We start from the raw sequence: 23,306 nt of genomic DNA on the forward strand, positions 1-23,306 counted from the left end.
AGAAGCATTATCATATTAAGTATAATGATAATGAATTTGCTTTGGGATGAAATTATATCAATCGAATAGAAAACTTTGGAGGCTTTGTAAGGTGCGGTTGTCTCGGTTTAGAGGCATTCATAAACACAAATTTTACTACCTAAAGGAATATAAATTTAGGTACAATAACAGAGATAAAAAATTGTATTTTTGTCTGTAAAAAATTGATACAAAAAAGCCGCTTAAATTATGTTGAACTAAAACTTTATCAACAGCAATATGTTTTCTATTTATAGATACAAAATAGAAGAGTTTGACAAAGTATATATCATCCCTAAATAGTAGGGCTACTTAAGCTTTGAAAGCTACACTGAATTTTTTCTGTTTTTTCAACTTAACCCGTGTCTGATTTTTGGAGAATATTATATTATGAGAGTTTTTGTTTTTTTATTTAGTGTTTTATTGGGTATTGCAAGCTGCTCATCGGGTATGCCTGCTTTTCAGGAATTGCATAGGCGTTGGTCGGTTATCAAAGTTGAGGGGATAGACGGATATTCTATTAAATATAACGACATAGACCTTAGCCCTACTATGACCAATGCCAATCAGTATTCGGGATATATTGCTTCATCTAAGATTATTTTTACGGCAATATTCGGCAAGGGACATCATTTTGAAATAAAAAACATAATTCTTGTGAGGAACGACGAAAGCCGCCATACCGAAATTTCTACTTTTATTAAAGAATTAGCAATAATGAACTATTATACTTTGAAAGATAATATTCTGATTTTTTCGAATAATCAGATGCATAAAAAAATTGAAATGAAAGCCATGAACTAATCTTCGTATCGTTTTAGTAAATCTTCTTGGCGTAGTTTTCGGAAAATATTGGCAAGTGTAAGCACATCTTTTTCACAGTAGGCGGTGATGCGTGCTATATCTCTGTCTTTGTAGTAAACTTTTGCCACCATAGAGCCATCTATATCATCTTTGGGCGTAGGTACTCCGAAGAGATGAGCCATCAGTTCCAGAGAGATAAAAGATTTGTAATCCCCGAATTTCCAAAGTTCCATAGTATCTATGTGAGGAATTTCCCAAGGTTTTTTACCGAACATTTGGAACGGCACGGGCGGCATCATTCCGTTGATAAGAAACCTTCGGGCAATCCACGGAAAATCAAATTCTTTACCGTTGTGAGCACAGATGAGTACATTCTGCAGCCGGCTGCTATTGAATATTGCCCCAAAATCGTGAAGCAGCTGGTATTCATTATCCCCGGCAAAACTTTTTATTTTAAGTCTTCCATTGCTTTCTATCATTCCCACGGATATGCAGATGATTTTCCCAAACTCTGCCATCACTCCCGCACGCTGGGTATAGAATTCCGCTTCGGAAAATTCTTCCTTTCTTTGGTTTTTGGTTTTTTTATCCCAAAGTTTTTTTTCGGTGTCCGACAGTTCTTCCCAGTTCTCAGCCATTGGAACCGTCTCGATATCCAAGAAAAGTATACGTTCTATGGGAATGTGCTGTATCATCGCTCACTATGCTTAAAGTTCTTAAAACTGATATCCTAAACCTACGGTGAATAGGCTTGGCCTGTTGTCGTATTGGATTTCTTGGTTGGCTACTTCGTCTATGTATTTTCTTTGGTCTTTAGAAAAAGCGCCTTCATAGCGAGCGTTTAAGACATAGTTTGATAGTTTTACATTAACCCCGAACTGATATCCCATCGTAAATGCTTTGGATTTTTTTTCTTGGAAATCGCTGAATTTACTATCGGAGGTAATGTTGTAAGACGCCACAGATCCGGTAAATGCGGTAAGAGTACTTCCTACAATGTTGTAACCCAATAGCACAGGTACATCAAAACGATTGTATTGGGCTTTAAGCTCCACATCACCTACTTTCGTTTTGTTTGTAAAATGGGTAAAGTACACCTCCGGCATTACGAAAAGGGAAGTTACAGGCAAATCCACTTTTGCAGAGAGTCCTACATTAAATCCGGAAAGATTTTGCCCTTTTTCGCTAATGCTTTCATTTACTGAACTTTTTAATGCTTTCCAACTCGAGGAACTTGCATTAAGTACAGCATTGGTTCTAAAACCAAAACCTACCTGAGCCATCATCAAAGAAGAGGCTCCGACAGCTAATATTAATGCTAATTTTTTCATTGTATATAAATTATTTCAGATGCAAATTTAATGTTTTTAAGCATATGGTTTTCTATTTCAAAGTGCTTAATGATAGCTTTGGGTTAATATTTCGTATGCAGCTCATTTTTACACAAATGCCAGCTGTTAATCAAAAGATATACGACTACTCCTGCCAAATTCAGCAATAAGGTAGGCAGGATATTAAGCCCGTTGTGTATGGATAAAATAGGAATGGCGGTAATGGTAAATGCCACAAGAAGTGTATAAAAAAGAGAAATACTTTTACCCAAAATCAATAATCTGGATAGCGTATTGAAAAATAAGAATACCCCGATAGAGAGACTCAGAACAGTAATGGCAAGGTACGGCGAAACAGCATGTGAGGAACCATCGGTGTGTCGCAATGCATCTGCCACCAACTCCAGTCCGGCACCTACGGCCGCTACGGAAGTAAATATAAAGTAATGCCCATAGCCGAAAATAAAAGCAATATTTTGTGCCCGCTTTTTTTCTAATATTTTTCCCCAAGGGGTTTGGAAATAAATCCACCAAAGCAGAAAAACAATCATCACGGTGCTAAACCCTATTGGAATGATGACATTCATCCAGCTCTCGCCACCCTCCACCAATACTTTTAGTGTGTTGCTAATCCCCATCAGCCCTTCTCCCAATACGATAATCAGCAGCAGGCCGTAGCGCTCTGCAATATGGTGAGGGTGCCATGTGGTGGTCAGCTGCTTGCCTTCCGCCCAATAAGGCACATATATTTCCGCAAAAATAAGAACATATATCAGCCATTGTTGGATTTCTATCGGCGAGAGGAAAAAACCTATCCAACAAATCTGGACTACAGAAATTCCTAAAGCGTATCGTTTACAGGCTTTTCTGTATTTTTTATCTTCTTTCGCCGCTCTCAGCCATTGGAAAATCATCGCGATACGCATAATGATAAATCCGACAAGCCCCAGACTGTAAATAGGATGCTCCGAAAACTGATAGCTGAGCCCTGCCGCAAAAATCAAGGAACCGAGCATCTGTACCATCGTGAGAAGCCGGTATTTTGTGTCATCGGTGTCATAGGCAGAGGCAAACCATGTAAAGTTTATCCAAGCCCACCAGAGGAAAAAGAATCCCTGAAAATACAGTATAATGCCTGTAGTCATATGGTGTTCCGCCAAAGAGTGATGCAGTCCTTCCACTGCGGCGGCAATGGCAATCACATAGACCAAATCAAACAACAGCTCCAGCGGTGTAGAAGCTCTGTGCTTTTCGTTAAAATCCCTGCCGGACATTACCCTGTGTATTCCTATTTTCATAGTTCACATTATGTAAATTTATTATTCTCTTAGTATTTTTATTCTATTATCTTCCCATATTCTAATGACCGAAGAGCAGCTCCATTGGGAGATTTTGTCGGTATTATTAGCAACAATATAATCAACTTTATTTTTCAGTTCTTCACTAATGTCAGCAAACTTCAGCGGGCTTTTATCACCGGAAAAATTAGCTGAAGTAGATACCAAAGGGACATTTATTTTTTGGATTATTTGGCAGCAAAAGTGGTCTTTTACCAAGCGTATCCCTATGCTGCCATCTTTCGCTAATAGATTTTCGGCTATCCCTTTCGGGGTGTCGTAGATGAGTGTCACGGGTTTTTCGCTAAGGTCTATGATTTCCCAAGCCATTTCGGGAACATTTACCAATTCTTGTAAACGCTTTTCCGTATCTACCAAAACTATCATGGGCTTAGACGCTTCTCTTTTTTTGATTTGATAGACTTTTTCCACTGCTTGGGGATTAGTCGCATCACAGCCTATTCCCCAGATGGTGTCTGTAGGGTAGAGAATGGTACCTCCGGATTTTAGAGTTTTTAGAAGCTCATCCATTGGGATATTTTTACATTTTGATGGCAGATTTGTCTGCAAATTCTTCAGCCATTTGTTCTATCCATTCTGCTACATCATCTTCTCCCGTAGCTCTTTGGTAGGTTTGCCCCAGGGAGATGAATATCTGATGGAAAAATCTTTTCATATGGTCTACCGGCATATCCTTAGTCCAAAGGTCTATTCTTAGGGCTTCCATTGTTTTGTCATCCCAAACGGAAATCATTGTCGCTTTTGTTTCATTATCTTTTACGCCACCGTCTTCGGCATTCCAAGTGATTTTTTCGGGGATATGATTTTCATCTAACTCTACACTGATTGTGATATTTGTTTTTCGCATATTATGGGGTGTTAGTCATTTTGTTCTGCTCTATATTCAGAGGTGTTGAAAATATCTTTGGCATTCATCCTTAGGAATTTCTTTATCGGAATTTGTGGTTTTATTTTATAAAACTTTTTACAAATTTGCCAGCCTATGAAAACGCCCAGCTGTGGTGAGGACTCATTGTCTACCTCTGTATAAAATTTTGAAAAAGGTCCTGGGGCAATGAATCTGTTGTAAAGAAGAGTATCATCGCTAAAAACCAGATCTTTTTCTACAAAAAAATTCCAAATATCTTGTTCATTGGCTTTAGCCCATTGGTATTGTTCTTTTGTATAATTGATTTTAAGATAATCCGGGGTATCCGGAAGGAATGCGTCTTGCAAGAGCATTAGTTTTCCTTCATAGATTAAAAGGTTTAGGAATTTCTGGTGCTGTGTTTCCATTGGGACGGTCTGTTCTGCCATTACAAAAGTTACTTTTGGGATAATATTTTGCGGATTCATTGATTTTTGAAGATAACGCTCTAATCCGTTATAAAAGTGGTTTCTATCTCCCAAAAATGCAGATAAGTCTATAAATAAAAAGTTCTCTTCCCGCTGATAAAACACCGGTATATCAATTCCTTGAAGCCCAGAAGAATAAAGGAATACTTTCGGATTTTTGAATTTTGGGAAGTAATATTTTATATGGGCAAAAAGATTAGCCAGATCTGTACTTAATTTTTTTTGATTGATTTTTCCTGCAGCTTCTTTATAGATTGCTATTTCTGTAGAGTCTTTGCGGCGTTTTACAAAATCCTCATCAGAAACAGTGCCCTGAAACCAAGGATATTCCTGTTTGAACGATTGCAACGGATAATCTTGGTCGTAAAATGATTTTGATATATCTGTGATTTCTACTTTTTCTACGGGGTGTTTTAGTTCTATATTCCAAGGGTTTTCATTTTTCTTGCTACAAGAAAACACAAATAACAACATATACAAAAGTAAAAGAAAAAACTTTGGTTTCATTGTTTTAGTAGAAAATTTATTTTGCAAAAGTAAGAATTAATAAGATTAAAAATCAATATGGTCATCATACGCGTTCCAATTCATCGGTATTTATTTGGGTTTTGAAGGTACCGTAGTTTACTATGGCTCTGTTTTTAGATACTTTTTCTATCGTTCCCACGCTTGTACTTCCTATTATTCGCACGCGTTGTCCTTCTTTCAGCCATACGGCTCTTTCTTTTCTTCTTTTTTCTTCTATTTTTTCATTGGTTTCGGCTATTTTTTCTTTGATGTCTTCGCGTTTCAGCTGCTGGGTGATTTTTCTTTTTACGATTTTTAGTTTTTTGTTTTCGTCTTTGTCGGTGCCTAATTTTCTATATTTTTCTTGCTCGAGAATTTTCACAAAATCTTTTACAATATCCTTCCGAGATTTTCCTTTCACATAGCTGTCTATGAAAGCTTCTATTTTATTCCCAAACTGGAGTTTTCTATGCTCTTCTTCGTAGAGTTTTTGGAAATTGAATAGCTTTTGCTCCAGTTGTTCGTTGAGTTTTTGTAGGTTTTCCCGTTTATCCTCTACAGATTCTTTTTTTTGAGAAAGGTCGGTTTTTAACTTTTCTACTTCAAATTTTTCTTGTTGTAGTTTTACAATGGTTTTATCCAGATTTACCACATCTTTTTCCACTTTTTTCTTAGCCGATTTAATGATGAACCAAGGGATCTTATTTTTCTCTGCCACCTCGAAGGTAAACGAGCTACCCGCCTGCCCTACCTCTAATTTATAGAGCGGCTCTAAGGTTTTTTCATCAAAGAGCATCGCGGCATTCTGAGCGTGAGGCAATTGCTCCACTACCAATTTGATATTGGTGTAATGCGTAGTAATGATGGCAAAAGACTGTTTTCCGTAGAAAAATTCTAAAAAGCTCTCCGCCAAAGCCCCTCCCAATTCGGGGTCTGAACCGGTACCAAACTCATCTATGAGTAAAAGCGTATGCGGATCTGCTTTACGAATAATACGAGACATTTTTTTTAACCTTGATGAATAAGTAGAAAGATGGTTTTCAATAGATTGATTGTCGCCGATATCCGTCATTATTTTTCTAAAGAAAAACATCTCCGACTTTGGATGGACGGGCACTAAAATTCCGCTCTGTATCATCAGCTGCAACAGCCCTAAGGTTTTTAGGGTGATAGATTTTCCACCGGCATTCGGTCCGGATATACAGATTATTCTGTTGTGTTCGTTAAGGATTAAAGTCTGCGGATAGATGGATTTCTGCTGTTCGTGGTTTTTAATCCAAAGTAGGGGATGGTAGGCATCTATCAGTTTAAGTGTTTGGTGTCTGTTGATTTTTGGTAATACTCCACCTATTTTTTCGGCAAATTTTGCTTTTGCCCTCGTTATATCCAAGTTAAATATATAATCTTGATAATCAGATAGTTGAGGTTGGAAAATGCTAATTTCTGCCGTAAGGGTTCTTAGAATTTTATCAATTTCTTTTTTTTCTTCCTCTAAGTTTTCTCTAAGTTTGAAATAATGTTTCACGACAGAATCCGGCTGAATGTAAGTGATAGAGCCGGTTTTGGACACGCCTAAAATTCGTCCGGAAACACGCTTCTTGAATCCCGATTTTACCGCTAATACCCTTTGGTCTTCCAAAATGGTCTCTCGGATTTCATCTAAAAAATCGCTCTGGGCATAAGCATTCAATGCTCTGTTGAAGTTTTCATCGATGTTCTTTTTAGCGATCTGAATATTGTCTCTTAGTAGTTTTAGGGTAGGGGAAGCCTCGTTTTTCACCTCTCCAAAACGATTGAAAACACGGTCTATCTTTTCAATGATTACTTTTTGAAAGTCCAGAGTCATTACCTCCGTAGTTAGAGAGGGGAATATATCCGAAAACTGAGGAAAGAATTTTTGGAGTCTTCCGATTTGCTCGGTCAGGTTTTTTATTTTGATGAAAGCTTTATTTTCCAGTCGGAAATTCTCTATGAGCATCCATTTCAACTCTTGGTCTATGTCCTCAAATTCATTGAAAGGAATGGCGTTTTCGCTCTCGAAGCTGCTTAGAAATTCCGAAGTTTTTTTTAATGCCAAAATAGCCTTAGAAGGGACTGTCGGTCTTAGACTTGAAATTCTTTCTATGGTTTTCTCGGAGAATGCATACGGCGAAATTTCCGCGAGTAGTCGCGGAAATTCCAATTCTTCTAAACTGTCTTGTGTAATCTGCACCCTGCAAAATTACTGAGAATTTTTGGAAAAATTAGGTCAAATGTATGAAAATATAATCGGGTAGATTTAGCCATCGAATCTCACATTATGATAAAACAGCCATAGAGGATGTCCAAAATCTTGATCTTGATAAAAAAGCCTAAAGAAAGATATTATTGAGCGAAAAAATAAAATTTATTATTTTCGCATATCATAACAAATGCTTACATTATGGATATTTGTTTTTGGGTTTTCGTTCATTCTTTCAGGAATTAATCCTAAAGATTATTTCACTTGGGTTTTAGAAGTTTTTCCTGCATTGATTGTTTTTTTTATTTTAACATTAAATTATAAAAATTTTAAGTTTTCTAATTTCACCTATGTTTTTATACTTTTACATTTTTTGATATTACTTGTAGTTACTTGTAGGAGGACATTACACACACGGTGAGGCTCCTTTTTTTCAATGGTTAAAAGGAGGCAGGGTATCATGATAGAAATAATTATGACAAATTAGGACATCTTGCACAGGGTTTTGTGCCTGCTCTTATTATGCGTGAAATTTTTATCAGAAAAAATGTGGTAAATAAAGTAAAATGGCGATTTTGGATTATCGTTTTGTCCATGGGTGGGATGAGTGCTTTATATGAAATTTTAGAATGGTTTATCTCTGTAAATACAGGAGAGCGAGGTGCTTATTTTTTAGGAACTCAAGGCTACATTTGGGATACTCAGTCGGATATACTGATGGCTTTTATAGGTGCGGTTTTGGCGCTTATTTTTTGTGGTAAATATCAAGATAAATATATTAATTGATATATTGTATATATTTGTGATATAATTAATCTTATATTTTTTACATTGAGCTCTTGTAATAGGTATAAATAGATATCGTATGAATAAAAATTTGATATTCAAAAATATAAAGTTTAGTGTGTTGGCTTACATTGGTATTAGTGTATTTCAATTATTGGTAAGTCTATGCTCTATGGAAGAGAAAATCAATCATTTTGCATTCAAAAATAGCGTTTTTTACCTCAATCATCAGCAATTAGGCTATGGTATTAAGGAGTCATTAGTATTCTTGTTGATACTGACAGGTGCATTCTATCTATTAAATGCGAGAAGACAACCCGCGGCAAAATAACCAACAAAAATGCTACTTTGTAGAGAAGTGGTATTTTTGGAATAGATATATCGGGCTAAATACTACACGAAGCGTAAAAGCCAAATACAACCCAATACTTGAAAGAATTAATTTCGTGTGATTAATATGAAAAACGAATATCCTTCTTCCAAGATGAAAATTATCTCTCGGGTTAGCCCAAATAGCGGGCTATTTTTAGTGCTAAAACAGCAGAAAGTATATACTTATGAAAATATACTCTGATAATAGAATTACGATTGGTTTGGGCATAGTAATCTTAGATTACGAAATCTGTATTTAGTGAAAATATACGGCTTTCTATTTAGCGGGGAGACTGCTTAGCAAACCATTCCACAAATTTTTTGATGCCTGTTAGAAAATTAGTTTTAGGGGCGTAGCCTATAAGATTCTTTGCTTTTGAGATATCGGCATTGGTTCTTTGGACATCGCCGGGCTGCATAGGGAGTCTTTTTTTGATGGCTTTTTTATTGAGTACAGATTCTATTGTAGATACCATCTCGTTGAGCGAAATAACTTCGTTTTCCCCCAGATTGATAATCTCATAAACACCGAAATTCTTTTCTATATAGTCGATTGATTTTAAAATTCCGTCAATAATATCATCTATATAAGTGTAATCTCGTGCTGTATTACCATCACCATAGAATGGAATTTCTTGATTTTCGAAAATCAGTTTGGTGAATTTATGTATTGCTAAGTCCGGACGCTGTCTCGGTCCGTACACGGTGAAAAACCTCAGCTGAATCATATCAATATCATAAAGATGATGATAAGTGTGCCCTATGATTTCGCCGCATTTTTTTGTAGCGGCGTAAGGAGAAATAGGATTGTCCACAAAATCCGTTTCGGAAAAAGGAATTTTCTCATTGTTGCCATACACGCTTGATGATGATGCACAAATAAATTTTTTAATGCCAAGGGTTTTGCAGAGTTCCCACAGGTTCATAGTTCCTTGTATATTTACCGCTTCGTACTCCATAGGGCGGGCGATAGATGGACGAACCCCCGCTAACGCTGCGAGGTGGATGATGGTATCGGGCTGGTGTTTGCGGAAAATTTCTTCCAAACCTTCTCTGTCTCTTAAATCCTGACGGTATAATCGGTAAGTGTCTGATGCCGTTTCTGATACTATCTTTTCGATGTCTTCGTCTTTGGAGTGGTATTGAAAATCGGGGTTTTGTCCTAAGGACTCTAAAGTGTTTCTTATCTTTATTTTATAGGAATAAAAGTCGTCGAAGTTATCAATATTAATAACGGTATGTCCTTTTTTCAATAGTTGTTCCACCAAGTGTGAACCAATAAATCCGCTTCCTCCTGTAACTAAATATTTCATTTTAATGACTTACTTGAAAAAAATAATTTAGCAAATATAATCATATAAAGTAAAATAGAAGTGCCAATATGTTCTAAAATTTAAGATTTTAAGGCGGTAAAAATTATTAAGACTTAATAGAGTTTTACTAATTCAAAAAAATGTTATAGTATTTATTAAAAAACTGTGTCCATAAAATTTATAGACACAGTTTTTATTAAAATTACTTATTATTTTTTTATAAGAGTTTGACTGGCAATTATTTTACCATCTTTGACAATTTTTACAAAATAACTTCCCATAGGGACACTTGATAGACTAAAATCTTTCCCTCTTTTATTAATTATGATATTTCCTAAACTATTTGTTACAATAATATAGTAATTATAATCAGTATCAACTGCGTTAGTTCTATTAATATTAGAGCCTCTCATATAAGGAAAAGGATTTCTATCTATTGGGCAATGTGGATCATCAATTATTCTTCTTGAAACAGTATAATCATTACCTCTAACCTTTGTAATCATATAAAAATCATTACATCTTTTTTTTGTTGGATGTATATGCGTTGCTTCAAAATCTTTTCCACATTTATTTGTTGCCTCTACTTCTACTCTAAAACCTTTACTATTATAATTAGGAAATATAGTAAAGTAATCATATCCATATCTCATTGCTCCCGTGTCCATTCTTTTCCATATAACATTCTCTGATGTTAAACCTTGATCTTCTAAACTAGCCTCTCTATCTAGGGATTCTACATTATAAGTAACATAATTTGTATTATCCGGCTCATCCACAATAGTAATACGAGGATTTCCTATCCATATTCTTTTTTTGATAGTATTACTTTCATTATCTCCATATAAACGGGCTTGTAATTCTACTAATCCGCTAACTCTCGGTTTTGGTGTAAAACTAATTTGAGGTTGATTAGTAGGACTTGTGATATCAATAAGATTAGAACCTTTATTTACTGACCAATATATATATGGAGCAAAACCAGTCGTATATACGGCATTTTTATTTTCACATTGAATATCTTCTCCTCCAATTTTTATTTTACTACCACATAGATAACTAGCTGTTAGTTTTTTATCCTGTAGAACAGGATCTTCCGAAAGTTGGTTGATAATAAACTGACCGTTTCTATCGCTGAAATTAATATGAAAATTATTGTTTTTATTCTCGTGATCAAATTCTTCACTATTTACTACTCGCTCTGCTACAAAATTCGCAAAAGGAGTGTCATTAATGTCATCAACTGGTGAAAATGATTTCTGATAATCTTCTTCTGTAAGTATTTTATTCCCTTTTTTATAATCTAAAGCACTAGGGGTTGGAACAAATGAAAAATAATTTGTATTAAAATCCCCTTTAATAAACTTAGGTAAAGCTATCTTTGGAAATTTAAACTTCCCTCCTCCATACTTATCTATTGACAAGATACCTCTTGGTTGATAGTTACTTCCTGATAGCAAAGTATTTTGTGCTTTGATAAACCAAAGAATATCTTTTCTATATACAATTTTACCATTATACAATTCTTTGTTTTCATTAAGTTTTGTCATAGGTCTTACCACAAAATCATAGTGATATCTAGATCTTCCGGGTAATGCAGATAAAATAATTTGTCCTAAATCAATCTGAAGACCTCCTAATAATATTCCCACAGGGTCTATGAACCAACCTTTACTTGTAGCGTGCATAGTTACTAAGTCTTGTATGTTTTGATCTGTACCACATTCGCTACCATTGGAAATGGCTACATTCCTGGTCTTCTGAGGATAGCCTTTGGCTTTAAGGGTAGCCTGCCAAGCATTATGAACAGAGTTATCAATGTTATAGTTTTTATCTACATAATTAATAAGCATTTGCCTTGAAGCTGGAGTATCTGCTACGGTAAATACTTCACTTACAGGAACACCAAAAATAACTGGACTTACAACATAATTTATCCCTGCAACAATAGGCGATTTAAGAAATGTTTTTGACATATTTCTTAACATATATTGAACCCCTAACGGCGTATTAGCTCCAAGATAAGGAGAATCGTGAGAAATAAATAGTTTTGTGTCGTGATTTTCTCCCTTATCTTCCATATCTTTTAAAGCATATCTTGCCACTAATCCACCCATACTCTGCCCTAATACGATATTTTTCTCTGTTCCCACTTTATGTTGGTTTACCCATCGTATAGCTTTTTTTAGAAGTTCGGCATTATTCTGTATATAGGTTGTGCCAATACCGAAATCTACATAAATAACATCATAGTCTTCTAGTTTATATTTTAAAGGTGTTGAACCATTTTTAACACTAATAAAAAAGCTATTAATAGTATTTTCTCCTCCATCTTTTCTTGGTGCTGTAATATGCCCCGAATCAAAACCTTCTACCACTATAAATGGTTATTTTATTTTATTTTGTCCTGTACGATATTTTATGTATAGTGTTAATTTGGGTCTATTAACTACCATAGGAGGAAAAGGAATGAAATACTGGAAGTTTTCTAATTGTATCCTTTTATACCTATACATTGTTCTTGAAGTAGTGTCATTATTTTCATCTAACACATATTTCCCCAAATCATCCGTAATTGAAAATTTATTTTTGGAGTATAATATTTGTCCATTAGTTAATGTAAGTTTGTAAGTCCAAGTATATTCTCCTATAGCAGGATAGCTTACAAGCATTGGCTGTTCAGCGTTTACTGTTTTAAAATTTTCGTTATCGGAAAACTTTACTTCTAATTTAGAAATTTCATTAGCATAATTACTTTGGAATAATTCCTCAGGAAAAGTTACTTTAAACTTAAGTTTGTTATGCGAATTGGCTATAGGTGCCATAGCAAATACCTTTTCTATCTCATAAGGATTTTGCCACACCCCATTAACATATAAATCTTTTACCGTCTTATCAGAAGTTATTGTGAGTGTTCTTGTAGAAACATTAGCAGTTCTATTTTCTGACGATTTTGATTTTATCAAAAATTGATCGTTATTACTTTCTGAGAATTTGTTATATTTATAATATACCCCTGCAACAGGAAGTATATCAATACTTTGAGAATTAAACCATTCGTTATGAAAATCAGCCGGAGGTTTCATTGTTCCTCTATTAGATGATATCTTACTCATCACAATGGTATTGTATATATCTCCTACTATTTTAGCATTTGTATATGAACTATCGGTAGGAGTTCCATTGTATTTCTTTAAATCAGCAAATTCTATAGCCGCATCTAATAATAAGCCTGTCTGTATTTTAGATTTGTCCAAATTTCTAAATACATTTTGTATAGTATTTTCTTCTACGACAGCCTCTTGTGGTAATGAAAGACTTCTCGTAGAATATACATCTCTAACTTGTGCATTAGAGACAGTAGATATGGCAATTCCTAATGCAATAAATAGTTTTGTTTTCATAATTATAAGAATTATAATAGTAATTAGAATCTGTGATCAAACCTACCGTCTTTAATATGGACAACATTTCCATCTTCATCTATAGCATCAAACTCAAATAGTCCTGATACAATCTGTTTTTCGGTATCTAAACGAGTAATTTTTATTTTACCGGTATAGTTTTTATTATTAGTTCTATAATATGGTCCAGTAAGAATATTATTTTCGTATTCTGCCGATCCTCCCTCTGCATTTATCGAGTCATTAATTTGTGTAAGGCTATATTCTTTATTTAATTCTAAATTGATTTTTTTTAGCTTTATAATTATATCACTTTTTTCGCCAACTCCACCTCTTACACTTTGTAAATAAATATAAATATCAGAATAGCCTCTGCTAACACTCACTCTCGTTGCAACCAATTGATTATAATGTTTAGTCGCAACCCATACTTTGCCATCTACCAAACATCCGCCAGTATTTTCACCAGTCTGAGTAGCCGGTGGCAGGATGTTGGGATTAGCATCTCTCTGTCGGCATCCGGTAAGTAATAGACTTACAAATGCCATTAAAAATAAATGTTTCATAATAATGTATTTTTGTTTGTGGTAAAGTTAAACAAACTAAATATTCTGTGCAATAAATATATGAATTAAATATTGTAACGGATATTATATACAAAGTTCCGGCATTGGTTGGCGGTGTAATCGAGGTATTTAGACAATGCAAGTTGAGCAGAGGAACAGAACCCAAGGATTTCGGTAATCTCCAAAATCTTGCTATCTCAAATCTAAAAATCTTATCACCAGCGCTTTTCCTGCGTGAGGGATTGGCTCATTATTTTTTAGTTGGCTTTATCGGTTTCGCCGAACCACTACGCTAGGTTAGATTTAAGGAAAAAGGAAATGACATTTATTTTTATTCGTTCTTTTGTCTTGAAACAAAAGAACCAAAAGTTCAAGGCTTGGAATCTCAGCTAAAACTGAGCACCAAAAGCGTTAAGAAAGATTTACTGTTTGAGCGAGGCACGAGCGAGTTCTAAATCTTTTAGCTTTTGGTGCTCAGTTTTTTAACGCTTGCGATTCCCAGGCTAAAGACAGTGCGTATAAAGTTTGTACATAACATTTTGACCTACGGTTGGACTTGGCGGTCGGTAGACTTTTTCTTTCATGGTTCGCTCTCATTTTTCAATGCATACGCTTCCGTGGGCTTGTGCGTAGGCTGCGTGAGGGATAGAGCCGGCATCTTTTTTTTGAGGAACGAAAAAAAAAAGATATAGGCGAAAGGCCGACGGCAAACCTGCGGTTGGCAGACTTTTTCTTTCACGGGAATGTTCTCTTGGGCTTAGGCGGGTGGCCGCATGAGGGATAGAAGCGAAAAGCCCACAGCGAGGTACGAGCGAGGACTTGCAGCGGATAGCCCGACGGTGGCGAGGCTGCCAAGTGCATAGGAGAGCCGGCACGCCCAAAAAAATAAAAAAATCTACTGCGGAATGTGGATTGAATAATGGTGAAATAAATTCTCTGTTTTTATTTTTTTAACTAATTTTACCTAACTATAGGATTAAAGGTTTGAAATTCGTTTATTTTGCAAAATAATAATTAAGTTGAGCTATGAAAATACTTTTAGCATCGCAGTCTCCCCGAAGAAAAGAATTACTTGAGTCTTTAGGTTACCCTTTTGAGGTGGTTTCTATAAACCTTGAGGAAGTCTATCCCCAGGACTTGCCGGTGCAGGATATAGCGGGATATTTGGCAGAGCTGAAAGCCAATGCTTATACCGCTTTGGAGGACGATGAAATACTTCTCACGGCGGATACCATTGTGGTGGCAGATGATGAGATCTTGGGAAAGCCTAAAAATCGTGGGGAGGCAGAGAATATGCTGAGGCGATTGTCGGACAGAGTGCATCGTGTTTATACGGGGATATGTCTTAGGCATAAGGATAGAACAATCACAAAAACCGATGTTGCGGAGGTCTTTATGTCATCATTTTCGGATGAGGAAATAGATTATTATATTGATAAATTTCAGCCTTACGACAAGGCGGGGGCTTATGGCGTGCAAGAGTGGATAGGTATGGCGAAGATTAACAGGATAGAGGGGAGCTTCTATACGATAATGGGGCTGCCTACGCACTTGGTTTATTCTGTGCTAAAAGATATGATTCCTAAAAAATGATTATTTTTACCAAAAATTTATAATAAAAAACAAATAAAATAGTTATCTAAGACATAGATGAAAAAATATGATTACTACCTCATAGCGGTAATATCGGTATTGGCAGTAGGCTGTTCCGCAAAAAAGAACGCGGCATCCAGCAGAGTGATGCAGCCTTTCTTTACCTATTACAATACGCTCTTTAACTCCAAAGATGCTTTGGAAACGGAGACGAATAATAGAGATAAGACCCACAAAGATAATTTCTATGAGCCTTATATTTCGATATTTACATACGAAGATGATGCAAGAAAAGAAAAAGACGGAGGGAACACTCAGGCAGCAGACTTTTCTCCAGAGGAAAATGGCGGAGATAATGCTTTCATACCTCCGAGAAGAGAGAGAATAAAAGATATAGATTTGTCCCCCGATGAAACCCCTTCGCCAAGAAACAATAAGCGTACGGTAACGATACTCCAAATAGCAGAAGCTAAGGCTCTTAAAGCGATCGCCCAGCACTCTATGCTTTTTCGCGGAGAGGAGAAAAACAAGGAAATATTTAATGCAAGTATCCTCCTTTGTAAATCGCGGCTCTATCAAGGCAAATATTTACAGGCATTAGATGCTCTTAATTATATTTTCTCTCATATGAAGAATGATAAGAGAATGCCTTTGGCAAAGATTTATCAGGCGAAAATCTATACTAAAATGAAAGATTACTACCGTGCCGATGAAATTTTTAAAGCATTAGAATCCGAAAAGCTTAAAAATAAATATGCCCGTACTTTATCAATATTTAACGCCGAAAATCTTTTGGCTTGGGGTAAAAAAGAGGAAGCTGCAGATGAATTGTCTGCCGCTTATGCATTGAATAAAAACAGTAAACTGAGAAGTAGAATCGCTTTTCTCCGAGGACAGATTTTATTGGCTTTGGGAAAAAATGAGGAAGCACGGGAAAGTTTTTCGACAGCTTATAAAAAAGCAAATGATTTTGAGTTTGAAGTAAAATCTATGATAGAGATAGCAAAATCTTACAAAGCTCAATCCGATGATTATGAAGCCGCCGAGCGTTACCTCGAAAAGATAGGAAGTAAGGGCATCTATAAGTCTAGAAAAAACGAATTTTACTATGCACTTGGGCTAATGGCGAAGGAAGCAGGTAAAGTAAAAGAATCCGAGGCTTTCTTTCAACAATCTTTAAAGCTCAAAGAATCCGATCCGCAGATTCGGGGATTGGTGTATTACGAAATGGGAGAGAGGAGGCTTAAAAATGATGATTATCTTGGTGCAGGTGTTTATTTTGATAGTGCGGTGGCAGCGATGACTTACCAGCCGGAGAAATTAGCACTGCAAAAGAGAGCGGAAAACATTAAAAAATTATCTCAAAATTATTATTTAATCAAAAAAAACGACAGCATACTAGCACTTACCAAAATGACAGATGCAGAGCGTAAGGTATTTTTCACCAAATATATTGAAAAACTAAAAGCTGAAGAGGCCGCCGAAGAAGCCAAAATGAAGTTGGCACAAGAGCGAAACCAAAACGCAGAGACCAATAGTTTCAGTAATATATTTGGCAGTAGTCAGGTACAAGATGGTTTTATGGATTTTGGAGGAAAGAGCAGAGGTTTTTATTTTGCAAATGCAGGAACGGTTTCCAAAGGAAAAGCAAACTTCAAACAAATATGGGGAGACAGAAGTTTGGCAGATAATTGGCGTTATTCTGTGAAAAGGATTTCTTCTATCCAAGACTTGAAAGATAAGGCGATGGGGGTCACCGAAAAGAAAAACTCACGTCGTTTTGAAGCGGCATATTATATTGAAAAAATCCCTACCGATGTGAAAGAAATCCATCAGTTGAAAAAGGATAGAGATACGGCGTCTTTAGGACTTGGGCTAATGTACGAAAGTCTTTTTGCAGATACTAAAATGGCTAATAAAACGCTTTTGGATTTAGTCAGGCAAAATCCGGAAAAAGAGGTTAAGCTGCAAGCGTTATATCAGCTGTTTTCTATTAATTATCAAAAAAATCAAGAGGTCGCAGACAGAGCAAAAAAAATAATTCTCGACGAATTTCCTTACACCCCTTATGCAGAGTTTGTACGAAATCCTAAGCGGACTGATTTTCTGAAATCTTCGCCGGAAGTAGTGAATACTTATACCGAAGCCTACAATCTCTATGAAGAAGAGAAATACGACGAAAGCAGAACCGCAATAGACGCTGCAATGAAAACCTATTCTAAGGATGTCCTCATCCCTAAGTTTGCTTTACTGAAAGCCTTTGTTACAGGGAAAACTGCCGGCAAAGAGGTTATGATATTGCAGCTTCAGCAGATAGCTCTCAATTATCCTAATACCTCCGAAGGAGAAAAGGCTAAAGAAATGTTGAATTATCTCAAAAGTGATTTGGATACGCCTTTAGAAGCCAAAATAAAATCGTCAAATAGTCAGATTGAAAAGAAAAAAGAAACACAAACATCCCCTGAAGTATACGAGGTAGATGAGGGTGATCAAGAGGTTATAGAATTGGAAAATAACGAAAATAATACTTTCAAGCCACCGAGACCGCCTGATGATTTTAAAGAAAATGATTAATAATTACTTTACTATATAATTTTTTAGAATACAAAAAATGAATAAATTTTTATTTACACTATTATTTTGTGCCTTTTTTTATTCTTTTGCACAATTACCATATTACTATCAGCAGCATGTTTCCTATAAGATGGATATCGATGTAGATGTGGCAAATTTTACCTACAAGGGATACCAAAACATTAAATATACCAATAACTCTCCGGATGAACTGAAAGTCGTTTATTTCCATCTGTATTGGAATGCTTTTAAGGCAGGTTCTATGATGGATGCTAAAGTTCATAACCAAGGAGATGAAGCAGATTCACGATTGACGACATTGGATGCTAAGGGAAGCAAAATCTCTCGTCTGTCGTCAATTCCGGCCAATGAGGAAGGGGTACAAAATATTCATTGGATCAAACAAAACAATGTGCCGCTGAAGTTTGAAATCCAAGGAACAATAATGAAAGTTTATCTCGATAATCCTATAAAACCCAATTCTTCTACGGAGTTTTCAATGGAATGGGATGCCAATATTCCTAAACAAATCAGGCGTGCCGGAAGACGAAACAAAGAAGGGATAGAAATGACGATGACACAATGGTACCCAAAAGTCTCTGAATACGATTATGAAGGATGGGCGGCTTTCGACTATGTAGGGAGAGAGTTTCACGAGCCTTTTGCAGATTTTGATGTCAATATAAAAATAAACAAAGACTACATAATAGGAGCAGGAGGAACTTTGCAGAATCCTAAGCGGGTAAAAGGCTATGATGTCAATTATACCTTAAATCCCGATTCGGAGGGGAAAGTTTCTTGGCACTGGAAAGCTCAAAACATATTAGATTTTGCTTGGTCGGCAGACCCTGATTATACCGTGGAATCTTTTGTCGTTCCGGATGGACCAAAGATTTATTTGGTTTATCAAAAATCGGAAAAAACAAAATATTGGGGAGAGCTGAAGCCTTACCTTACCAAATATTACCAAATTATGAATAGTACTTTTGGAGAATATCTGTATCCGAGCTATGCCTTTATACAAGGCGGTGATGGCGGAATGGAGTACGGTATGTGTTCTATGGTTTTGGGGGAGGCGTCAAGTTTATCAAGACTTGTAGGGCTTATGGCTCACGAGGGGGCACACTCTTGGTTTCAGCAGATACTTGCCACTAATGAAAGTATGAGACCTTGGATGGACGAAGGCTTTACCAGCTATGCAGAAGATTATACAATGTATACGCTGTTTCCTACGAAAGAACCAAATCCTTTTGCAGGTGTCGTAGATTCTTACATTAGTTTCGTGAAAACAGGAAAAGAAGAACCTGCCGGCTGGCTTGGAGATCACCACGATTCGGAAAGAGCCTATTCCGTGGCATCTTATACCAAAGGGGAATTATTCTTGGTAGAATTGGGCTATATAATGGGCGAGAACATGCTGAAACAAGTAATGAAAAAATATTATGATGTTTGGCATCTGAAACACCCCAATGGTAAAGATTTCCTTCATATTGCTCAGAATGTTTCCGGTATGGATTTAAAATGGTTTTACCACTATTGGATTAACACCAAGAAGACGATAGACTACGCTATAAAAAATGTTCAGTATAATGCCAATTCTACGACCATTACTCTAGAGAACAAGGGCGGCGTACCGATGCCTATTGATTTTAATGTCTTTACTAAGGACAAGAAAATCGTCACTTACAATATCCCGCTCAATATGATGAGAACTCCAAAAGTAAATGACTATTTTGGAAGTTTCCAAGTGTTGAAGGATTGGCGGTGGACGGACAAGATTTACCAGTTTGATATTCCTTTTACCAAAGATGAGCTTGTAGCAATGGGGATAGATTTCACGCAGCGATTGGCGGATATCAATCCTCAGGATAATTTTATAGAAGTGGGAAATAATAACCCCCAAGTAATGGTACAAGGTAAATAAAGCCTGTTTTTGTATGAGGTTTTTGATTGTCATTCCGATACATAATGAGGCAGGGAGTATCTTGGCGTGTGTGCAGTCATTAGAAGCGCAGACCTATCGCGATTTCAGAGTCGTCCTTGTAGATGACGGCTCGTCTGACGATACCCCAAAGCTAATCGATGATTTTGCACAATGCCATAACCGATTCTCTGTGCTTCATTTGGAGCCATCGGAGCATCAGCCCGGTGCTAAGGTGGTAAGGACTTTCTATAAAGGACTGGATACGCAGTCTCTTGAGGATATTGAGGTTATCTGTAAATTTGATGCAGATATTATTTTCCCTGAAAACTATCTGCAGAGGCTGAACGATATCTATACCGATAATGATGATGTGGGAATGGCATCGGGATTGCTCTATATAGAGCATAATGGTGTTTGGTTGCACGAGGCGGTGGCAAACAAAAACCATATCAGAGGAGCGATAAAATCTTACCGAAAAGAATGTTTTCAAAAGATGAAAGGCATCCGCCCGACATTGGGCTGGGATAATATTGATGTGATGTTGGCACAGATGTACGGCTATCGCGTTTTTGTGGACCGGTCTATCTATGTAAAGCAAATAAGACCTACAGCATATAAGTACCAAAGTAAAAAAGCAGAAAAGTTAGGCGAATATTTTTACAATATAGGGTTGGATATTCCGTTGGCTATTATTTCTGCATTAAAATCAGCCCTTAAAAATCGTTCGCCGAAAGCGTTTTTTGTCATTATAAAAACATATTGGCGGCAAAACCACCAGCACGAGCTTACCTCGGAAGAAATTGCCTTTATCCGAAAATACCGCCGAAAACAGATGCTGAACAAAATATTTCTTAAATCTTGAGTCCTGTACTCGCAATATATATTTCTTTTTAAGCTGAATGAAATGCAAGAAAAGTTTAATGAAAAACAAATTAACATCTTAGAAGCTGCAGAAAAACTGATTATAAAGGATGGGGTAGAGAATGCCTCTGTACGGGATATTGCCAAAGAGGCCAATGTAAGCATCGCGATGATTAATTATCACTTTGGTTCTAAGGATAAAATGATGGAGGCTTTGTATTGTTATTGTACAGAGAAAATAGGTGAGAGGTTTAGTCTGTTTATACAGACGATAAGCTATGCTGGTCCGCCCATACAGATTTCGGAAATTATTTCTTTTTTGGTAAAGCAGATTCTTAGGCTTAGTTATTTTCATAATATTGGACTGCAGGAAGTGAGCATCCGGAACAATCTTGCGGAAACCCTTACGGTACTTTATGCTTTGTTTGTAGACAGGGTAGATGATATTATACTGAAAGGCATAGCGGCAGGGCATTTTAAGAAAGCAGCCAAGGCAGAAGAGCTTTTGGCAAGTATCATTGGTACGCTTATGTTTTCTATCTGGAATAAAGATTTTTATCAAGGATTTTTACCGCAAAATGCACAATACTTAGAAGCGTTGGAGCATAAGAATAGCGTTTATTTGAGGGCAATGATATTTGGTCTTTTAGGCTATGATGAATAAAACAAAAACCACTTCCTAAATCAGGAAGTGGTTTTTTCTGTATATGGAAATTGTATTATGGCATTACGAATCCTCTGCTGGTAAGTCTTCCGTACTCATCTAAGTACTTTATGGATACATTGCCTTTATAGTTTTTTAGAACACTTTCAATATCTTTTTGGGAGTTTACGGGTTTGCCGTTTACTTCCGTGATGATATAACCATTGTCGATACCTGTTTTAGAGGCTAATAGCCCATTTGAATCTACATCTGTGCAGACAACGCCGCTTTTTAGCCCGTAGTAAACTTTGTTGTCGTCACTTAGCGGTTGGAATTTGGAGCCTAGTTTTTCGGTAACGCTTAGCTGGTCTTTTGTTCTGGTTTTTGTATTACCATTTAGGTCTTTCAGCGTAACATCTGCTGTTTCTTTTTTACCGTTTCTTAGGTAGGTTATGTTTACTACATCGCCTGGTCTTTCGCTGCCTATTGCAAGAGAGAGATCGGCATAGTCGTTAATGTTTTTATCGTTAATATTTGTAATGATATCTCCTTTCCTCAATCCTGCATCTGCGGCACCGCTATTGCTTTGTACCTCTCTAATGTAGATACCGCCGTTTGCTTTGAGGTTGGTTTTGTATTGTTTGTTGTATTCCTGTACCCCCATAGAGTCGGATAAATCTACTATACTTATTCCGAGGAACCCTCTCTGTACGATACCGTATTTTTTGATGTCTTCTACTACTTTTTTAGCAAGATTGGAAGGTACTGCAAAGCCGTAGCCTTCGTAATAACCGGAAGAGGAAGATATTGCCGAGTTGATACCTACCAATTCTCCGTTGGTATTGACCAATGCTCCGCCACTATTACCTCTGTTGATGACGGCATCGGTTTGGATAAAGCTCTCGATAGGCGTTTTGGACTGTCTTCCGAGTATATTGATGCTTCTTCCTTTTGCAGAGACAATTCCAGCAGTGACGGTAGAGTTGAGCCCAAGAGGGTTTCCTACCGCCAATACCCATTGTCCTACTTGCAGCTGGTCGGAATCAGCAAAAGCTAAGAAAGGGAGGTTGTTTTCATCTATTTTAAGGAGGGCAATATCCGAAGACGGATCAGAACCAATCACTTTTGCGGTGTAGGTTTTTCTGTTGGTAAGAGTAACGGTTAATTTATTAGCTCCTTGGATAACATGGTTATTGGTAATGATATAGCCGTCAGGTGAGATGACAACTCCGGAGCCAAGACCTGCTGGAATGTCGCCTCTTTGAGGTTGTGGTGCGGTCCTTGGTTGGGTTTGTCCGCCTCTTCTAAAAGGATCCCCGAAAAAGAAATCAAACAAGTCTTGATCAGGAGCCTGGTAGTTTGCCCTATTTTGATAATTTTTAATAGTAACCACAGCAGGGACTGTTTTTTTTGCAGCATTTACAAAAGAGTTATCAGAGGGATAAGCACCCAATGATGCCAATGTTCCGTTATTTGCACTTGTGAAGTACGAGCTGTCGGAAATTTTATTGTGCTCATCTTTGTGAAAATACTGATATGTTCCTACAGTAGTAGCCGCAGAGAATATTCCTACTGCCGCTAATGGAATAAATTTCTTTAGTGTGCTTTTCATTTTCTTATAAATTTTATGATGATTAACTAACAAATATTATGCTAAATTAGTGTATTTGCTTGTTGATTTGTTTCTGTTTAGGTG

20 protein-coding genes and 1 pseudogene are annotated in these 23,306 nt (G+C 36.6%); 9 read left to right on the top strand and 12 right to left on the bottom strand.

Going from position 1 to position 23,306, the window contains the following annotated elements; genetic code table 11:
• Both BLS89_RS11120 and BLS89_RS08575 read left to right on the top strand, forming a co-directional pair.
• Positions 1-199, top strand: a pseudogene (locus tag BLS89_RS11120) (IS1595-like element ISIse1 family transposase); the annotation flags it as partial.
• Between the two features lie 209 nt (positions 200-408).
• The gene (locus BLS89_RS08575; protein ID WP_092737518.1) at positions 409-822 is read left to right on the top strand and encodes a hypothetical protein; all 414 of its coding nucleotides are present in this window, start codon (positions 409-411) and stop codon (positions 820-822) included.
• Here the strand turns inward: BLS89_RS08575 and BLS89_RS08580 are convergent.
• The 7 genes from BLS89_RS08580 to BLS89_RS08610 all read right to left on the bottom strand — a co-directional run bounded on the left by BLS89_RS08580 (position 819) and on the right by BLS89_RS08610 (position 7,565).
• Positions 819-1,517, bottom strand: a complete 699-nt coding sequence (locus tag BLS89_RS08580; RefSeq protein ID WP_092737520.1) for a 3'-5' exonuclease — start codon at positions 1,515-1,517, stop codon at positions 819-821. The genes BLS89_RS08575 and BLS89_RS08580 overlap by 4 nt on opposite strands.
• Positions 1,518-1,538: 21 nt before the next feature.
• A complete protein-coding gene (locus tag BLS89_RS08585) occupies positions 1,539-2,153 on the bottom strand; it encodes an outer membrane beta-barrel protein (RefSeq protein WP_092737522.1) in 615 nt (204 codons plus the stop codon).
• An 83-nt stretch (positions 2,154-2,236) separates the two neighbouring features.
• Positions 2,237-3,451, bottom strand: coding sequence for a low temperature requirement protein A (locus tag BLS89_RS08590; RefSeq protein WP_092737523.1), 1,215 nt, complete (start codon positions 3,449-3,451; stop codon positions 2,237-2,239).
• A 21-nt stretch (positions 3,452-3,472) separates the two neighbouring features.
• Entirely contained in the window at positions 3,473-4,021 is a 549-nt protein-coding gene (locus BLS89_RS08595; RefSeq protein WP_092737525.1) for an L-threonylcarbamoyladenylate synthase, read from the bottom strand.
• Between the two features lie 10 nt (positions 4,022-4,031).
• Complete coding sequence (gldC, locus tag BLS89_RS08600) at positions 4,032-4,358, bottom strand: gliding motility protein GldC (RefSeq protein ID WP_092737527.1); 327 nt, start codon at positions 4,356-4,358, stop codon at positions 4,032-4,034.
• Positions 4,359-4,369: 11 nt separating this feature from the next.
• Positions 4,370-5,353: a gliding motility lipoprotein GldB gene (gldB, locus tag BLS89_RS08605; RefSeq protein ID WP_092737529.1), complete on the bottom strand. Its 984-nt coding sequence runs from the start codon at positions 5,351-5,353 to the stop codon at positions 4,370-4,372.
• Positions 5,354-5,417: 64 nt separating this feature from the next.
• A complete protein-coding gene (locus tag BLS89_RS08610; RefSeq protein ID WP_092737530.1) occupies positions 5,418-7,565 on the bottom strand; it encodes an endonuclease MutS2 in 2,148 nt (715 codons plus the stop codon).
• Positions 7,566-8,096: 531 nt separating this feature from the next.
• Here BLS89_RS08610 and BLS89_RS11125 point away from each other — a divergent pair.
• Both BLS89_RS11125 and BLS89_RS08620 read left to right on the top strand, forming a co-directional pair.
• Positions 8,097-8,360 (top strand): DUF2238 domain-containing protein, encoded by a 264-nt coding sequence (locus tag BLS89_RS11125; protein WP_245688958.1) that lies wholly within the window; start codon positions 8,097-8,099, stop codon positions 8,358-8,360.
• A 79-nt stretch (positions 8,361-8,439) separates the two neighbouring features.
• Complete coding sequence (locus BLS89_RS08620) at positions 8,440-8,691, top strand: hypothetical protein (protein ID WP_092737531.1); 252 nt, start codon at positions 8,440-8,442, stop codon at positions 8,689-8,691.
• Between the two features lie 322 nt (positions 8,692-9,013).
• Here BLS89_RS08620 and BLS89_RS08625 read toward each other — a convergent pair whose 3' ends face one another.
• The 4 genes from BLS89_RS08625 to BLS89_RS08640 all read right to left on the bottom strand — a co-directional run bounded on the left by BLS89_RS08625 (position 9,014) and on the right by BLS89_RS08640 (position 14,015).
• Positions 9,014-10,045: a GDP-mannose 4,6-dehydratase gene (locus tag BLS89_RS08625; protein WP_092737533.1), complete on the bottom strand. Its 1,032-nt coding sequence runs from the start codon at positions 10,043-10,045 to the stop codon at positions 9,014-9,016.
• Between the two features lie 209 nt (positions 10,046-10,254).
• Positions 10,255-12,423 (bottom strand): esterase/lipase family protein, encoded by a 2,169-nt coding sequence (locus tag BLS89_RS08630; RefSeq protein WP_092737535.1) that lies wholly within the window; start codon positions 12,421-12,423, stop codon positions 10,255-10,257.
• Positions 12,424-12,432: 9 nt separating this feature from the next.
• A complete protein-coding gene (locus BLS89_RS08635) occupies positions 12,433-13,449 on the bottom strand; it encodes a hypothetical protein (protein ID WP_092737537.1) in 1,017 nt (338 codons plus the stop codon).
• A gap of 23 nt (positions 13,450-13,472) precedes the next feature.
• On the bottom strand, positions 13,473-14,015 hold the full coding sequence (locus BLS89_RS08640) for a Riean_0653 family protein (RefSeq protein ID WP_092737539.1): 543 nt from the start codon (positions 14,013-14,015) through the stop codon (positions 13,473-13,475).
• 1,026 nt (positions 14,016-15,041) lie between these two features.
• Here BLS89_RS08640 and BLS89_RS08645 point away from each other — a divergent pair.
• Genes BLS89_RS08645 through BLS89_RS08665 form a run of 5 tightly spaced genes read left to right on the top strand, consistent with a single transcriptional unit; the run spans position 15,042 to position 21,631 of the window.
• The gene (locus tag BLS89_RS08645) at positions 15,042-15,608 is read left to right on the top strand and encodes a Maf family protein (protein WP_092737541.1); all 567 of its coding nucleotides are present in this window, start codon (positions 15,042-15,044) and stop codon (positions 15,606-15,608) included.
• A gap of 57 nt (positions 15,609-15,665) precedes the next feature.
• Positions 15,666-18,182 (top strand): type IX secretion system periplasmic lipoprotein PorW/SprE, encoded by a 2,517-nt coding sequence (gene porW / locus BLS89_RS08650; RefSeq protein ID WP_092737543.1) that lies wholly within the window; start codon positions 15,666-15,668, stop codon positions 18,180-18,182.
• A gap of 37 nt (positions 18,183-18,219) precedes the next feature.
• Positions 18,220-20,106, top strand: a complete 1,887-nt coding sequence (locus tag BLS89_RS08655; RefSeq protein ID WP_092737545.1) for a M1 family metallopeptidase — start codon at positions 18,220-18,222, stop codon at positions 20,104-20,106.
• Between the two features lie 13 nt (positions 20,107-20,119).
• Positions 20,120-20,968: a glycosyltransferase family 2 protein gene (locus tag BLS89_RS08660; RefSeq protein WP_092737547.1), complete on the top strand. Its 849-nt coding sequence runs from the start codon at positions 20,120-20,122 to the stop codon at positions 20,966-20,968.
• Between the two features lie 42 nt (positions 20,969-21,010).
• Entirely contained in the window at positions 21,011-21,631 is a 621-nt protein-coding gene (locus tag BLS89_RS08665; protein ID WP_092737549.1) for a TetR/AcrR family transcriptional regulator, read from the top strand.
• A 55-nt stretch (positions 21,632-21,686) separates the two neighbouring features.
• Here BLS89_RS08665 and BLS89_RS08670 read toward each other — a convergent pair whose 3' ends face one another.
• The gene (locus tag BLS89_RS08670) at positions 21,687-23,222 is read right to left on the bottom strand and encodes a Do family serine endopeptidase (protein WP_092737551.1); all 1,536 of its coding nucleotides are present in this window, start codon (positions 23,220-23,222) and stop codon (positions 21,687-21,689) included.
• Positions 23,223-23,306 lie beyond the last annotated feature (84 nt).

Source organism: Riemerella columbipharyngis, from assembly GCF_900101995.1.
GTDB lineage: Bacteria > Bacteroidota > Bacteroidia > Flavobacteriales > Weeksellaceae > Riemerella > Riemerella columbipharyngis.

Bases quoted from the DNA above. Each gene is read 5' to 3' on its own strand.
- BLS89_RS08575 (WP_092737518.1), top strand. From the start codon at position 409: ATGAGAGTTTTTGTTTTTTTATTTAGTGTTTTATTGGGTATTGCAAGC.
- BLS89_RS08580 (WP_092737520.1), bottom strand. From the start codon at position 1,517: ATGATACAGCACATTCCCATAGAACGTATACTTTTCTTGGATATCGAG.
- BLS89_RS08585 (WP_092737522.1), bottom strand. From the start codon at position 2,153: ATGAAAAAATTAGCATTAATATTAGCTGTCGGAGCCTCTTCTTTGATG.
- BLS89_RS08590 (WP_092737523.1), bottom strand. From the start codon at position 3,451: ATGAAAATAGGAATACACAGGGTAATGTCCGGCAGGGATTTTAACGAA.
- BLS89_RS08595 (WP_092737525.1), bottom strand. From the start codon at position 4,021: ATGGATGAGCTTCTAAAAACTCTAAAATCCGGAGGTACCATTCTCTAC.
- gldC (WP_092737527.1), bottom strand. From the start codon at position 4,358: ATGCGAAAAACAAATATCACAATCAGTGTAGAGTTAGATGAAAATCAT.
- gldB (WP_092737529.1), bottom strand. From the start codon at position 5,353: ATGAAACCAAAGTTTTTTCTTTTACTTTTGTATATGTTGTTATTTGTG.
- BLS89_RS11125 (WP_245688958.1), top strand. From the start codon at position 8,097: ATGCGTGAAATTTTTATCAGAAAAAATGTGGTAAATAAAGTAAAATGG.
- BLS89_RS08620 (WP_092737531.1), top strand. From the start codon at position 8,440: ATGAATAAAAATTTGATATTCAAAAATATAAAGTTTAGTGTGTTGGCT.
- BLS89_RS08625 (WP_092737533.1), bottom strand. From the start codon at position 10,045: ATGAAATATTTAGTTACAGGAGGAAGCGGATTTATTGGTTCACACTTG.
- BLS89_RS08635 (WP_092737537.1), bottom strand. From the start codon at position 13,449: ATGAAAACAAAACTATTTATTGCATTAGGAATTGCCATATCTACTGTC.
- BLS89_RS08640 (WP_092737539.1), bottom strand. From the start codon at position 14,015: ATGAAACATTTATTTTTAATGGCATTTGTAAGTCTATTACTTACCGGA.
- BLS89_RS08645 (WP_092737541.1), top strand. From the start codon at position 15,042: ATGAAAATACTTTTAGCATCGCAGTCTCCCCGAAGAAAAGAATTACTT.
- porW (WP_092737543.1), top strand. From the start codon at position 15,666: ATGAAAAAATATGATTACTACCTCATAGCGGTAATATCGGTATTGGCA.
- BLS89_RS08655 (WP_092737545.1), top strand. From the start codon at position 18,220: ATGAATAAATTTTTATTTACACTATTATTTTGTGCCTTTTTTTATTCT.
- BLS89_RS08660 (WP_092737547.1), top strand. From the start codon at position 20,120: ATGAGGTTTTTGATTGTCATTCCGATACATAATGAGGCAGGGAGTATC.
- BLS89_RS08665 (WP_092737549.1), top strand. From the start codon at position 21,011: ATGCAAGAAAAGTTTAATGAAAAACAAATTAACATCTTAGAAGCTGCA.
- BLS89_RS08670 (WP_092737551.1), bottom strand. From the start codon at position 23,222: ATGAAAAGCACACTAAAGAAATTTATTCCATTAGCGGCAGTAGGAATA.